A 14897-nucleotide genomic window follows, 5' to 3' on the forward strand; every position below is an offset into this window, starting at 1 on the left:
CGGCCGAGGTGCCGTACAACGAGGCCGAGTAGTCGCGGACGGATCAGTATCCCATCTGATCCGAATTGCACTGGTAGGCACATAGTGCAAATATCTAGGTCCATGAGTACCCCGGCGGAGCACAACCAGCGACGGGACGCCCGCATGCGGCGGACCCGGCGAAACCTGATCAGCCGTGCTCGGGAGTTGACCACCGAGCACGGGCTGCTCGGGTTCACCGTCGAGCAGCTGTGCGAGGACGTGGGTATCTCCCGCCGCACCTTCTTCAACTACTTCGCTTCGAAGGACGACGCCGTCATCGGCACCCCGGCACGGAATCCGCTGGAGCTTCTCGGGGAGGAGTTCGTTGCGAGGGGTCCGGCAGGCGGCGACCTGGTCGACGATGTCTCCGACCTGATCAGTCACTCGTTCGCCAACGCCGACGACCCCACCGGACCCGCGCGGCTGATGACGCTGATCCGACACGAGCCGGTGCTCGCGGAGCGGGTGCTGACCATGATGCAGAGCGGCGTGGCGGAGCTCGCAGAATTGATCCGTCGTCGGGTCGACGCCCCTCTCGACGACCCCTTCCCCGGCCTGGCCGCCGCCATGCTCTCGCACCTCGCGGGCTACACCATGCACCGATTCATGGAACTCCACGCGCCCCGGGCCACCGGTCATCCGGTTTCACCTAGCGACTTCGATCGCCTGCTGGACCAACACGTCCGACTCGCGGCCGAACTCTTCTCCCGCCCCTCCACCACCATTGCTGACGACCCGAAGGACACCCCGTCATGACCACTACCGATCGGCCCGTAGCGGGACGACCCGGCACCACCCACGGTCCTCTCGTGCTCACCCACCGGAGGATCTGGACCATCTTCGGCGCCCTCATCGCGGGGATGCTCCTCTCCAGCCTCGACCAGACCATCGTCTCGACCGCCATGCCCACCATCGTCGGCCAGCTCGGCGGCGTGGAGCACCAGGCCTGGATCACCACGGCGTACCTGCTCGCCACCACGATCGTGATGCCGATCTACGGGAAGTTCGGCGACGTGCTGGGCCGGCGCAACCTCTTCCTCATCGCGATCGGGCTGTTCACCCTGGCCTCCGTCGGCGCCGCGTTCGCGGACGACTTCTGGATGTTCGTCGTGTTCCGGGCGATCCAGGGCCTCGGCGGCGGCGGCCTGATGATCCTCTCGCAGGCGATCATCGCGGACATCGTGCCGGCCTCGGAGCGCGGCAAGTACATGGGCCCGCTCGGCGCCATCTTCGGGCTCTCGGCCGTCGCCGGACCGCTGCTGGGCGGCTTCTTCGTCGACCACCTGACCTGGCAGTGGGCCTTCTACATCAACATCCCGGTCGGTGTCATCGCCTTCGGCATCGCCTGGTTCGCGCTGACGCTGCCGAGCAAGAAGGCGACCAGGCGCATCGACTGGCTCGGCGTCGTCCTGCTCTCGGCCGCCACCACCTGCCTGATCTTCTTCACCGAGTTCGGCGGCAACAAGGACCACGGCTGGGACGCCCTCGAGACGTGGGCGTGGTTCGCCGGGATGGCCGTCGCCGTGATCGGCTTCATCACCGTCGAACGGCGCGCAGAGGACCCGATCATCCCGCTCTCCCTGTTCCGCAACCGGGTGTTCGTCAACGCGACCGCCATCGGCCTGACCCTGGGCCTGGGCATGTTCGCGGCCATCGCCTTCGTGCCGACGTTCCTGCAGATGTCCTCGGGCACCTCGGCGGCGCAGTCGGGTCTGCTGATGCTGCCCATGATGGGCGGGCTGATGATCACCGCGATCGGATCCGGCATCCTGATCAGCCGCACCGGTCACTACAAGAGCTACCCGATCGCCGGGACGCTGATCACCGCCGCGGCGATGCTGGCGATGACGACGCTCGCCGCCGACACCCCGATCTGGCTGATCTGCGTCTACCTGTTCGTGTTCGGCGTCGGGCTCGGCTGCATCATGCAGGTGATCGTGCTCGTGGTCCAGAACGCCGTGGACCCCGCAGACATCGGGACAGCCACCAGCACCAACAACTACTTCCGTGAGGTCGGGGCGTCCCTGGGAGTCGCGGTCTTCGGGGCGATCTTCACCAACAACCTGACGACCAACCTCACCGACGTGTTCGCGTCCTCCGGCGCCAGCGCCGCCCAGGCCGGCCAGGCCACCGCCTCGCTCGACCCGCAGACGCTGAACGCCCTGCCGCAGGCCGTGCGGGACGGCATCGTCGGGGCGTACGCGGACTCGCTCGCCCCGGTGTTCTGGTACCTGATCCCGTTCCTGTTGATCGCGTTCGTCCTCGCCCTGCTCCTCAAGCAGATCCCGCTCTCGGACATCGCCGGCATGGTGGCCCGCGGCGAGGCGATCGACGGCATCCACGGGGAGGCTGCGGTCACCGGCGCGATCGACGTGGTCGCCGGCCTTCCCAGCGTCGTCGGTGCCGCGACGCCGGTCGCCGACGATGCGACGCCGGCCGGAGGCGCTGCGGGTGCCGGCCCGCGTCAGCACCCCGACACGACGGTCTGATCCCGCTACGGGATCGTTCACGAGCCGCCTGCCCCGACCCACCGTCCGGGGCAGGCGGCCTTCACCGCGCTCAGTCCTGCCACGGTAGCGACTGCGGCCGTCCCTAGACTGGGTTCGTGACCGGAACGGGGCCTGACGGCCGGAACGGGCGGGCACGCGAGGCGATCCTGCTGCTCTCCGCCGTCGCGCTCCGGTGCGGCGAGGCCGTCATGGCCGGGCCGGGGGATCCGCCCGTCGCGGGCATCACGCTGGACAGCCGGTCGGTGCGCCCCGGCGACCTGTTCGTCGCCCTGCCGAGCACGGACCGGCACGAGTCCTCCCACGGCGCCCGCCACGTGGCCGACGCCGTCGCCGCCGGTGCCGTCGCCGTGCTCACCGACTCCGTCGGTGCCCGGCTCGTCGACCGATCCGGGCTGCCCGTGCCGCGCCTCGTCGTCGGCGACCCGGCCGTCGTCCTCGGTCCCGTGGCCGCCGCCGTTCACGGCGATCCGGCGGCGGATCTGACCCTCGTCGGGGTGACCGGCACCGTCATCGTCGTGGACGACGCCTGGGGTCGCCGGCTGGCGGCCGAGTCGCGCATCCCCGTCATCACGCTCGCGGACCTCTCGCGGAGCATCCCTCATCCGGACGCGGCGGACAACGGGGATGATCGATCCGCGACCTGGCACCTCACGGGTGAGGTCGGTTCCGACGACTTCGTCCTCCACGGGCCCGACGGCGATCTCCGTCTCCACACGCCGTTGCCGGGCGAACACAACCGGGTCAACACCGCTGTCGCCGCCCTCCTGCTCCTGCAGCTCGGGGTGTCGGCGGAGCAGGTGGTCGGCGCCCTGGCCGGACCGGTCGACGTGCCGGGACGGATGCAACGGCTCCATCTCGGCCCCGGCGCTCCCGTGGCCGTCGTCGACTTCGTCCACACGCCGGACGGGATGGCCAGGGCGGCGGCCGCTCTGCGTCACCGGCACGCCGGGCGGCCCGTGCTCACCGTCAGTGCAGGGGGAGACCGGGACGCGGGCAAGCGAGAGCTCATCGGCCGAGCGGCTGCGATGAGCGGTGCGGACGTCCTCGTGGTCACCGACGACCACCCCCGCACCGAGGATCCCGCCACGATCCGGGCCGCCATCCTGCGCGGGGTACGCGGGGCCCTCACGGAACTGCGCGCTGCGAGAAGGGCAGAGCCGCGGGTGATCGAGGTGGTCGAGGGCCGCCGGCGGGCACTGGAGGTCACTCTCTCTGAGGCAGGGCCGGACGGTGCGATCGGCTTCTTCGGCCTCGGTCCCGATCGGTTCCAGCACATCGGCCCGCACGAGGCCCTGGTGCCGTTCGTCGAGACCGAGGAGATCCAGGCGGCATGGGATCGGCACAGCGGTGCCGCCCCTCCCCCGCCGGTCGCTTCGCCGTGATCCGGTGGTCGCCCGACGGTCCGCAGCCGCAGGCCCTGGTCCTCCGGATCGACGGACGCCCGCCCCGCTCCCGGCCGCCTCCGCCGGGCATGGGAGAATCGGGAGGGTGTCGTCCCAGGATTCCTCCCGCCATCACCGCACGGGTACCTCCCGCGCCCACGCCGAGCGCCCCGACTCCCCGTCGGCCGGCCCGCTGCGCGGGGTGCGCGGCGCCGAGGGGACCCGTCCCGCGGCGGACGCGCCGCCTGCCGGCCCCGCCGGCACCACCCCCGGCGTCCCCCTGACAGCCGCGTCGCCGGCCGAGCGGGCGCGCACGGTCCGCGCCGATCGCGAGGAGGCCGATCGGCGGCAGATCCGGCCGGCCACCGAGGGCTGGGAGCAGCAGACGACGGCGGAGGGCCGGCCCCTGCTGCAGTTCCGCTCCCCCCGCGTCTCGCAGCCGCCGATGCACCTGGCCGACCTGTCCCTGGCCGAGCGGCAGGAAAAGCTGGTCGAGCTCGGCCAGCCTGCGTTCCGCGCCAAGCAGCTCTCGACTCACTACTTCACGCACTGGACGACCGACCCAGAGAAGATGAGCGACCTCCCGGCTGCGGCGCGCACCCAGCTCACCGAGACGCTGATGCCGCCGCTGCTGACCGAGGTGAAGCGGCTGACCACGGACGACGGCCGCACCATCAAATTCCTGTGGCGCCTGTTCGACGGCTCCCTCGTCGAGTCCGTGCTGATGCGCTACACCGGCCGCATCACCCTGTGCGTGAGCTCGCAGTGCGGGTGCGGCATGAACTGCCCCTTCTGCGCCACCGGCCAGGCCGGGCTGACCCGCAACATGTCCGCCGCGGAGATCCTCGACCAGGTGGTCCAGGCCAACCGGGTGATCGCCGAGGGCGGTCTCGGCGGGCAGCGCCACCCCGACGAGCGGGTCTCCAACATCGTGTTCATGGGCATGGGCGAGCCCCTGGCCAACTACAAGCGGCTGATGACGGCGGTGCGCCGGATGGTCGCCCCTGCGCCCGAGGGCCTGGGCATGAGCGCCCGCGGCATCACGATCTCGACCGTGGGCCTGGTGCCGTGCATCGACAAGCTGGCCGCCGAGGACCTGCCGGTCACGTTCGCCCTGTCGCTGCACGCGCCCGACGACGAGCTGCGCGACGACCTGATCCCGGTCAACTCCCGCTGGAAGGTCGACGAGGCGATCGACGCCGCCCACCGGTACTACCTCAAGACCGGGCGGCGGGTCTCGATCGAGTACGCCCTGATCAAGGACATGAACGACCACGCGTGGCGGGCTGATCTGCTGGCGGAGAAGCTCAACGCCCGCGGCCGCGGCTGGGTGCACGTCAACCCGATCCCGCTCAACCCGACGCCCGGTTCCATCTGGACGTCCTCGGATCCCGACGTCACCGCCACCTTCGTCGACCGGCTCGAGGCCGCCGGGATCCCCACCACGCTGCGGGACACCCGCGGCAAGGAGATCGACGGCGCGTGCGGCCAGCTCGCAGCGAGCGAGTGACCGGTGAGCGAATGACCAGCGAGCGAGTGACGGCACCGCAGGGGCCGCCCGCGCCGGTGGCCCCGCGCGCGTCCCTCGCCGGCCGCATCGCCGCCCTCCGTGGACCGGCCACCACCTCCCCGTTCGCCGTCGTGCTCCACCTGGCCGCGGCCGTCGTCCTGCTGATCTGGTGGTTCACGGCCGTCCGGCCGCCGCAGGGCCTGGACTACGGCGTCTACCGCACCGGCGCTGCCACCCTCTACGGGCTGCTCGGAATGAACGGCGACCTGTACTGGCCGTCCGAGGGCCTGCACGGGCCCCGCGGCATGCCCTTCACCTATCCGCCGTTCGCGGCGATGGCGCTGGGGCCGACGGCGTTGCTGTCCTACGGGGACGGGCTGCACCTGATGGTCGCCGTGACGGTCCTCGCCGCGGTCCTCGCCGCCGTCGTGATCACCCGCTGGTGGCGGGCCGAGCACGCCGACGCCGCACCGCGCAGCCTCGCTCACGCCGTCGTCCCGGTGATCTGGCTGACCGTGGTCATCCTCGTCTCCGGACCGTGGCGGGACACCGTGTTCTTCGGGCAGATCAACGCGGCCCTGGCCCTGCTGTGCCTGGTCGACCTGCTCGGGGTGACCGGCCGGGCCCGCGGCGTGCTGATCGGCATCGCCGCCGGCATCAAGCTCACCCCACTCGCCTTCGGCCTCTGGTTCCTGGCCCGTCGCGACCTGCGGGGGCTGGCGTGGACGGCCGGCGGCTTCACGGGCACGGTCGCGCTGGCGTTCCTCGTCTTCCCCGGACCGAGCGCGCAGTTCTGGTCCGAGACGATCCGGGAGACCGGGCGCATCGGCGGGTTCGAGTACGCGGACAACGTCGCCGTGCGGGGCGCGCTCGAGCAGCTGGGACTGAGCACGTCCGTCGCCGGCATCGTCTGGATCCCGATCGTTGCGGCGCTGGTGGTGGCCGCGTGGTGGGTGATCCGCGGCAGCGAGCGCCTCGACGCCCCGTGGCTCGGCATCGCCACGGCCGCCCTGCTGATGCTGCTGGTCTCGCCGATCTCGTGGTCGCACCACTGGGTGTGGTGGCCGCTCATCGCCGCGGCCGGAGTGCTGGTGCACCGCCGGATCCGGGCAGCAGGCAAGACGCCGGGCTCGGCCTCGCCCCGGGCCTGGCAGCGGGTGCACGCGACGGCGCTGACGGTGTTCACCGTCTTCTTCCTCATCTCCCCCAAGGTCCTCGCCCTGTGGACGGGCTCGGACGTCGACGTCAGCACCAGCCGCCTCTCGGCGGTGCTCGCCTCACTCGGCGGGATCAGCGGCGTCACGCTGCTGGCCTGCTGGGTGGTCGGCGTGCGCCGCCTGGCCGTTCGGCGAGCCGATCTCTCGGTGGCCTTACCATCAGCATGCTGACTGTGTAGCGTGGGACGGGAGATCGGCGGCCTCGTGGCCCCGGTGACCCACGGCGAGAGGACAGACCCATGAAGGCAGTGGTGTGGCACGGCGAAGGTGACATCCGGCTCGACACGGTGGACGATCCCGGCATCCTCGAACCCACCGACGCGATCGTGCAGATCACCCGCAGCGCCATCTGCGGCACCGACCTGCACTTCATCCGCGGCACGATGAGCGGCATGGTCGAGGGCACCATCCTGGGGCACGAGGCCGTCGGCGTCGTCACCGAGGTCGGCCCGGCCGTGCGCCGCTTCTCCCCCGGCGACCGCGTGCTGATCAACTCGACGATCTCCTGCGGTGCCTGCCGCAACTGCCGTCGCGGCCTGACCGCCCAGTGCGACGTCGCCAACCCCAACGGCCCGCTCGCGGGCACGTCCTTCTTCGGCGGCCCCCAGGCCACCGGCCCGGTCAACGGCCTGCAGGCCGAGTACGTGCGCGTGCCGTGGGCGGTCAACACCCTCATCCCGCTACCGGACAACGTCTCCGACGACGCGGCGATCCTGCTCTCCGACATCTTCCCGACCGCCTGGTTCGGGGCCGAGCTCGCGGGCGTGAACCGGGGCGACACGGTCGCCGTGTTCGGCGCCGGCGTCGTCGGCCAGTTCGCCATCGCCTCCGCGTTCCGTCAGGGCGCGGGCCGCGTGATCGCCGTCGACGGCCAGCCGTCCCGGCTCGCGACCGCCCTCGGGCAGAACGCGGAGATCATCGACTTCAACGCCGAGGACCCGGTGCAGGCGATCCTCGACACCACCCAGGGCATCGGCGTGGACGCGGTGATCGACGCCGTCGGCGTGGACGCCCAGCGGCCGTGGGACGGCCCGGCGAAGAAGGCCGGCGACGAGCAGGCCGAGCAGTTCGACGCCGAGCGCGAGCAGGTCGCGCCCGAGACGAACGTCCAGGGCGACAACTGGGTGCCCGGCGACGCGCCGTCGCAGGCCCTGCAGTGGAGCGTCGGCTCGGTGGCGAAGGGCGGCCGGCTCGGCATCATCGGCGTCTACCCGCCGGCGCTGACGTCCTTCCCGATCGGTGAGGCGATGAACAAGAACCTCATCGTCAAGATGGGCAACTGCAACCACCACACGGTGACGCCGCCGCTGCTCGACATCGTCGCGGCCGGGCTGTTCGACCCCACGAAGCTCATCACCCAGCACGAGCCCCTCACCAGCGCCGTCGAGGCCTACGAGTCCTTCGACCGGCGGGAGGAAGGATGGCTGAAGACGGAGCTGACGGTAGGCTGAGCGGTTCCGCCCGCCGCACCCGCGGCGTGAGCGGCCTGCCATCGTCGAGGAGGACCATGCGCCTGGATCCCAGCGAGCCGGCCACGGGGCCGATGCCCACGTACGAGGACCGGGGTGACGTCGGCTACCGGAAGTCCCTCGGCAACCTGCAGATCCAGATGATCGCGATCGGCGGAGCGATCGGCGTCGGCCTGTTCCTCGGCGTCGGTCAGCGCCTCGCCGCCGCAGGCCCGGCCCTGATCCTCGCCTATCTGGTGGTGAGCGTCGTCGTCTACCTGATGATGCGCGCCCTCGGGGAGATGGTGATCTACCGGCCGACGACGGGGGCCTGGGTGTCCTACGCCCGCGAGTTCGTCTCCGACCGCCTCGCCTTCATGACCGGGTGGATCCACGTGACCCTCGCGGCCGTGGCCGGCGTGGCCGAGATCGCCGCCCTGGCGGTGTACGTGCAGTACTGGTGGCCGGACCTGCCCGGCTGGATCCCGTCACTCGTGGCGGCCCTGACCATCGTCGGCTGCAACCTGCTGTCGGTGAAGTGGTTCGGTGCCATCGAGCTCGGGGCCTCGTCCATCAAGGTCCTCGCCATCCTGCTGTTCCTCGCGGCGGGCGTCGTCCTCGTCGTCGCCGGCGACGTTTTCCACGCCCCCACCACCGCGTCGATCTCCCACCTGTGGGCCGACGGCGGCTTCGCGCCCAGCGGGCTGCTGCCGCTGCTGGTCGTGCTCGGCGGCGTGGTGTTCTCCTTCTCCGCGATCGAGACGGTCGGCGTGTCCGCCGGGGAGGCCGCCGACCCGGCCCGCTCGATGCCGCGGGCGATCAACTCGGTGGTGCTGCGGATCGGCCTGTTCTACCTCGGGTCCATCCTCGTGCTCTCGCTGTTGCTGCCCGCCGACCGCTACTCCGGCGACGAGTCGCCGTTCGTCACCGCGCTGGCGTCGCTGAACATCTCCGGCATCGCCGGGATCATGAACTTCGTCGTGCTCACCGCAGCGATCTCCGGGGTGAATGCCACCCTCTACTCGAGCGTGCGCGTGCTGCGGAACATGGCCGCCCACGGCCAGGCCCCGCGGGCGACGGTCTGGGTCTCCTCCCGCGGGGTGCCCGCCGGGGCGATCCTGTCCGTGCTCGGCGTCTACCTGCTGGGCATCGTGCTGATCTTCGCCCTCGGCGCCTCGACCGCCTTCGAGGTGATCCTCAGCGCCTGTGCGGTGTTCATCCTCTTCGGCTGGATCTCGATCCTGGTCTCCCACCTGGGGTACCGGCGCGCGGTCGCCCGGGGACGAGCCCACGCGGTCGACTTCCGGCTGCCGGGCGCACCCGCGACGAACGTGATCGCGCTGGTGTTCCTCGGCGCGGTGGCGCTGTACATCATGTTCGACCAGTCCAACCCGCACTGGTACTACAGCCTGATCGCGGGCGTGGTCATCGTCGTCGGGACGAACCTCGGGTACGAGTTCTCGAAGCGGCACGTGCACCGGCACGGGCTGCCCGAGGTCGCGGCAACCGGTGACACGGCGGCCGACGACACCGAGGCGGGAGCTCCGTCCGGCCGTCGCTGACCCGGCGCTCGACCTGGCATCGACCGAATCCGCGGGCCCGTCCGACGACGGGCCCGCGGTTTCTCGGCGTCAGGCCGTGGCGATCAGCTTCTCGCTGCGGTTCCACAGCTGCTGGGCGAGCACGACGTCGTTGGCCTGCGGGTTGGTGCGGGCAGGCTTGCGCTTGGCGTAGTACTGCCCGGAGGTCCACTCCCCCTCGGGAGCCGTGGCCAACCAGACGCCGGTGTCCGCGCCCTGCGCGGGGCTGAGCAGGAACCGGTTGAACAGCGGCCCGTAGACCCAGCTGAACCAGTTGCCGGACTCGACGGAGAAGTTGGTCGCCACCCCGCCCGGGTGGAACGCGGTGGCGGTGATGCCGTCCCCGTGGTGGCGCCGGTGCAGCTCGCGGGTGAAGAGGATGTTGGCGAGCTTGGCCGCCCCGTAGGCGGCCTGCGAGCTGTAGCCCTGCTCCTTGTCCAGGTCGTCGATGCGCACCCGGCCCCACAGGTTCGCCGCGGACGACGTCGTGATCACCCGCGCCCGGCTGGCGGTCAGCACGGGCAGCAACCGCGTGGTCAGCAGGAACGGGGACAGGTGGTCCACCTGGAAGGTCATCTCGTGACCGTCCCCGGTGAGGGTGCGCTGGTTGAACACCGCACCGGCATTGTTGGCGAGCACGTCGATGCGCGGGTACTCGTCGGCCAGGCGCACGGCCAGCTGCTCCACCTGCGCGAGGTCCGCGAAGTCGGCCAACAGGTACGGGGCGTCGATCTCCGCAGCGACCGCCCGGGTCTTCTCCGGGGAGCGCCCGACGACGACCACCCGGTCCCCCGCGGCGGCCAGACTGCGCACCATCGCGGCGCCGATGCCGTCGCTGGCGCCGGTGACGACGACCGTCCGCCGGCCGCCGTCCGCGCCGTCGTCCGCCGTACTGCTCGTGGGTGACTCGCTCATGGCCGCTCCCTCGTCGTGGGTGCCGGACCGATCGGCCCGGATGTCCTTCCGCAGCCGGGGACGGCCGCGCTCGGGCCAGCCTACGGGCCGCGTCCGACCGTTCCCTGACGGCGGATGATCACGCCGCCTTCCGCTCAGGCGCCGTGCAGCTCCTTGCCCTTCGTCTCCCGGACGGTGAGCAGGGTCGCGGAGCTGACCAGCAGCAGGACGATCGTGTAGATGCCGAACACCGTGGTGCCCGCGCCGGGGAACCAGGTGGCGAACCCGGCCTGCAGGTATGCGGCGGTGCCACCGAAGGCCGCGACCGCGATGGAGTACGGGATGCCGACCCCGATGGTGCGCACCGACGTCGGGAACAGCTCGGCGTAGACGGCGGGCACGATCGCCGCGGCGCCGGCGATGAAGATGAGCATGGCGGACATGCCGAGGCCGAGCTGCCAGGCCGCGTCGTGCACCAGCCAGGTGGCCGGGAAGAACAGCACGGCCGAGCCGAGCCCGCTGATCGCGAGCACCGGCCGGCGCCCGATCCGGTCCGAGAGCTTCCCCCAGAAGGGCAGCGCGACGATGAAGACGATGTTGGCCACGACGCCGGCCCACAGGGCGCCGGTCGGCTCGATCTTGAGCACGTTGATGGCGTACGCCGGAGTCGAGACACCCCAGACGTAGTAGACGACGGTGACGCCCACCGTCAGGCCGATCACCTGCAGTGCCTGCCGCCAGTGCGCGGCGAGGTCGGCGAACAGGCCGGTTCGCGCCGGAGCCACCGCGGTACCGTCCTGGCCGACGACCGGCAGGGCGGCCGTCTTCTCCGCCTCGAACACCTCGGACTCATCCATCCGGGCCCGCATCACGAGGGCGACGAGCCCGAGGACGGCACCGAGGATGAAGGGGATGCGCCAGCCGAACGCGGCCATCTGGGAGGTGGGCAGCACGGTCGACAGGACGGCGCCGAGCAGCGTGCCGACCAGGATGCCGATGGTGCCGGAGACGTAGATCAGGGAGGCCCAGTAACCGCGACGTGAGGCGGGCGCCATCTCGGAGAGGTACGTCTGGGCGCTCGGCAGTTCACCGCCGTGGGCGAGACCCTGCACCAGGCGGGCGATGAGCAGGATGAGGGAGGCGGAGGATCCGATGGACTCGTACGTCGGCGTCAGGCCGATCGCGAGCGAACCGAGGGAGCCCAGGCCCACGCACAGGGTGAGGGCGGTCTTGCGGCCGAGGCGGTCGCCGATCCAGCCGAACAGGAAGCCGCCGAAGGGGCGGGCGACGAAGCCGACCGCGAAGATCGCCAGGGTCGCGAGGAAGGCGCTGGACGGGTCGGCCTTGCTGAACAGCTGGGTCGAGATGAACGAGGCGAACGTCGCGTAGATCGCCCAGTCGTACCACTCGACGGCGTTGCCCGCGCCGGTGCCGATCAGGGTCTGGACGAGACCGGCGCGCTTCGGGGTGGCCGTCGCGGTGGAGGTGGCGCCGCCGCCCGGAGGGGGCGCGGCGGGGTGGGCGTTGGTGACCATGGGGTTTCTCCTGGGGTGAGCGTGGTGCGGGCGGGTGCGGCGGATCGGGCGGGTGCGGCGGATCAGGCGAGCGAGGCGAGCCGGTCGATCGCGAGGCGACTGTAGAGGGCGACGCCGTCGGCGAGCACGGCGTCGTCGAAGAGGGCGTACGGGGAGTGGTTGTATGCGGCGGTCGTGTGGTCGGCGCCCGCGGGTACCGCCGAGAGGAACAGGAACGCACCGGGTACCTCGGCGAGGACACGCGAGAAGTCCTCCGAGCCGGCCTGCGGGTGGGCCATGTCCTGGTGCCGGTCCGGCCCGAACAGTTCCCCGACGACCGTGCGGGCGAACCGGCTCTCGGTCTCGTCCGTGACGGTGAGCGGGTACTCCTCGATGTACTCGACGGTCGCGGTGAGCCCGTGGCCGGCGGCGACCGCCTCGAGCAGCTGAGGCACCGATGCCTTCAGCCGCGCCTTGGCCGCCGCCGAGAAGGAGCGGATGGTCGCCTCCAACCGGGCCGTCTCGGGGATGACGTTGCGCCGGGTGCCCGCCTGCAGGACCCCGACGGTGACGACGACCGGGTCGAACACGTCGAACTGACGCGTGACCATCGACTGGAGGGCCATCACCATCTCGGCCGCGACAGTCACGGGGTCCTTCGCCGCGAACGGCGCCGAGCCGTGGCCGCCGGCGCCGTGCACGGTCACCATGAGGCCGTCGGAGGCGCTCATCGTCGAGCCCGCCCGGGACATCAGCGTGCCGCCGTCGGCCATCGAACTCATCACGTGCAGCCCGAACGCGGCGTCCGCGCGCCGGCCGGCCGCGTCGAGCACGCCCTCCTTCAGCATCACCCCGGCGCCGTCGAACCCTTCCTCCCCCGGCTGGAACATGAGCACGACGTCGCCGGCGAGCTGGTCCCGGCGGCCGGCCAGCACGCGGGCGGCCCCGGCGAGCATGGCGGTGTGCAGGTCGTGCCCGCACGCGTGCATGGCCCCGTCGATCCGGGAGGTGAAGGGCATCCCGGTCTTCTCCTGGACGGGCAGGGCGTCCATGTCGCCGCGCAGCAGGACGACGGGACGAGCGGCGTCCGCCTCGTCGGTGCCGTCGGTGCTGGTGGTGCTGCTGGGGCTGCCGGTCCCGCGCAGCACCGCGGTGACGGACGTCGTCTCCGTCCCGGTGGTGATCTCGTAGCCGAGTCCGTCGAGCGCCTCGAGCACCTTCTCCTGGGTGCGCGGCAGCGTCAGCCCGATCTCCGGTTCCTGGTGCAGCCGGTGGCGCAGGTCGGCGACGTCGCCGGTCACCGCCCGGGCGTCGTCGAGCAGCCCGGCGGTCAGGTCGGCGGAGGACGAGGGGAGGCTCATGCGCGGGGTTTCCTTCGATCGGACGATGTCGCGGTTCCCCCGAGCGTGGTGTGAGCGGGGTCACCGATCGTGAGATCGTGGGAATACTGCACCGACAGTCGCTGGAACCGGAGGATCCTGCATGGAATCGCCGCTGGAGGACCTGGAGCTGATCCACGCGCTGCAGATCGCCCCGCGCGCGACCTGGACGCAGCTCGCCGACGTGCTGGGCCGGCACCCGAGTACGCTCGCCGCGCGCTGGGAGCGGATGCACGCGGAGGGCCGCGCGTGGGTCACGGGACACCTCGGATCGGTGAGCAATCCCGGGTGCGTCACCTTCGTCAGCATCGAGTGCCGGCCGGGGCATCGCGCCGAGGTGATCGAGCGGTTGTGCGCCGTTCCCGAGATCGCCACTGTCGAGGAGTCGGCCCGCTCGTGGGACGTGCGGCTGACCGTGCTCACGCGCACGTGGCAGCGGTTCACCCGGGAGGTGCTGCCGCTGGTGCGCGCCGATCCGGCCATCCTGCGCACCCAGGTGACCGTCGCCAGCCGCCTGTACGCCATGGGGAACAACTGGCGCCTCGACGTGCTCTCCCCCGCCCAGCAGCGGCGGACGGCGGCGCTGGCGCCCGTGCACCCCCGGCCGCCCGGGGCGACGCCCCCGCACCTGGCCGAGCTGATGGTCGCACTCTCCCGCGACGGACGGGCCACCGCCACGCAGGTCGCCGCCGCCACCGGCAGCCATCCCACGACGGCGGCCCGGCACATCCGGCAGGCGATCGAGACCGGGCTCGTCGCCGTCCGGTGCGAGCTGGCCCAGGAGTTCTCCGGCTACCCGGTCGCATGCCAGTGGTACGTGCGCGTCTCCCCAGCCCAGCTGGACGCCGCACTGGCGTTCCTGCGCGGCCACCGGACGCTGCGGCTGTGCGCGTCGACCACGGGCGACACCAACCTGACCTTCTTCCTGTGGCTGCGCAGTCCCGCCGAGATCGCCGACGTCGAGGCCGGCATGCAGGCGGCCGCGCCCGGCGCTCAGGTGATCGAGTCCGACGTCGGGGTGCGCACCCACAAGCGGATGGGCTGGTACCTGCGGGAGGACTCGACCGCCACCGGCCGCGTCGTCCCGGTGCCCGGCGGGGAGTGACGCCGCACGGTGCGTTCTGCGTGCGGCATCGGCTGCGTCCTGCGCGTGAGTCCGTCAGTTCTGCCCGAACGCCCCACTCAAAGAGCACCGTATTCGGGAAGAACCGACTAACTCACGCAGACGCATGATGACCGCACGCGGGCGACGTCTTGAGTGAGCCCCCCCGCCCGTGAGTCCGTCAGTTCCGCCCATTCGCCCCGGTCTTTGACCAGGGCCTGAGGGCGTAAGTGAAGGACTCACGAGATACGCAGGGCGTAAGTGACGGACTCACGAGATACGCAGGGCAGAAGTGACGGACTCACCGCTGATCAGCGAGTGATGCTCCCACCGACGCGTG

11 protein-coding genes are annotated in these 14897 nt (G+C 71.4%); 8 read left to right on the forward strand and 3 right to left on the reverse strand.

Annotation, left to right across the window (positions count from 1 at the left end):
• Positions 1-102 precede the first annotated feature (102 nt).
• From BGP79_RS06570 to BGP79_RS06600, 7 genes are all read left to right on the forward strand, one after another.
• Positions 103-777 (forward strand): TetR/AcrR family transcriptional regulator, encoded by a 675-nt coding sequence (locus tag BGP79_RS06570; protein ID WP_083701658.1) that lies wholly within the window; start codon positions 103-105, stop codon positions 775-777.
• On the forward strand, positions 774-2510 hold the full coding sequence (locus BGP79_RS06575) for an MDR family MFS transporter (RefSeq protein ID WP_076693966.1): 1737 nt from the start codon (positions 774-776) through the stop codon (positions 2508-2510). Before BGP79_RS06570 ends, BGP79_RS06575 begins: the two co-directional genes overlap by 4 nt.
• Before the next feature lie 116 nt (positions 2511-2626).
• Positions 2627-3913 carry a glutamate ligase domain-containing protein gene (locus BGP79_RS06580; RefSeq protein ID WP_076693967.1) on the forward strand — a complete coding sequence of 429 codons (1287 nt, stop codon included), beginning with the start codon at positions 2627-2629 and terminating at the stop codon, positions 3911-3913.
• Between the two features lie 106 nt (positions 3914-4019).
• Positions 4020-5423: a 23S rRNA (adenine(2503)-C(2))-methyltransferase RlmN gene (gene rlmN, locus BGP79_RS06585; RefSeq protein WP_369800168.1), complete on the forward strand. Its 1404-nt coding sequence runs from the start codon at positions 4020-4022 to the stop codon at positions 5421-5423.
• An 11-nt stretch (positions 5424-5434) separates the two neighbouring features.
• On the forward strand, positions 5435-6811 hold the full coding sequence (locus tag BGP79_RS06590) for a glycosyltransferase 87 family protein (RefSeq protein ID WP_083701659.1): 1377 nt from the start codon (positions 5435-5437) through the stop codon (positions 6809-6811).
• A gap of 68 nt (positions 6812-6879) precedes the next feature.
• Positions 6880-8091 (forward strand): zinc-dependent alcohol dehydrogenase, encoded by a 1212-nt coding sequence (locus tag BGP79_RS06595; protein ID WP_076693971.1) that lies wholly within the window; start codon positions 6880-6882, stop codon positions 8089-8091.
• 56 nt (positions 8092-8147) lie between these two features.
• On the forward strand, positions 8148-9650 hold the full coding sequence (locus BGP79_RS06600) for an amino acid permease (RefSeq protein ID WP_076693973.1): 1503 nt from the start codon (positions 8148-8150) through the stop codon (positions 9648-9650).
• A gap of 69 nt (positions 9651-9719) precedes the next feature.
• On the opposite strand, the gene BGP79_RS06605 is transcribed toward BGP79_RS06600, so the two are convergent.
• The 3 genes from BGP79_RS06605 to BGP79_RS06615 form a co-directional block, all read right to left on the reverse strand.
• A complete protein-coding gene (locus BGP79_RS06605) occupies positions 9720-10583 on the reverse strand; it encodes an SDR family oxidoreductase (protein WP_076693975.1) in 864 nt (287 codons plus the stop codon).
• A 134-nt stretch (positions 10584-10717) separates the two neighbouring features.
• Positions 10718-12097 (reverse strand): MFS transporter, encoded by a 1380-nt coding sequence (locus tag BGP79_RS06610; RefSeq protein WP_076693977.1) that lies wholly within the window; start codon positions 12095-12097, stop codon positions 10718-10720.
• A gap of 62 nt (positions 12098-12159) precedes the next feature.
• On the reverse strand, positions 12160-13437 hold the full coding sequence (locus BGP79_RS06615; protein ID WP_076693979.1) for a M20 family metallopeptidase: 1278 nt from the start codon (positions 13435-13437) through the stop codon (positions 12160-12162).
• Between the two features lie 121 nt (positions 13438-13558).
• On the opposite strand from BGP79_RS06615, the gene BGP79_RS06620 reads away from it, so the two are divergent.
• Positions 13559-14560, forward strand: coding sequence for an AsnC family protein (locus BGP79_RS06620; protein WP_076693983.1), 1002 nt, complete (start codon positions 13559-13561; stop codon positions 14558-14560).
• Positions 14561-14897: the final 337 nt, after the last annotated feature.

The organism is Tersicoccus sp. Bi-70, from assembly GCF_001968825.1.
Lineage (GTDB): Bacteria > Actinomycetota > Actinomycetes > Actinomycetales > Micrococcaceae > Tersicoccus.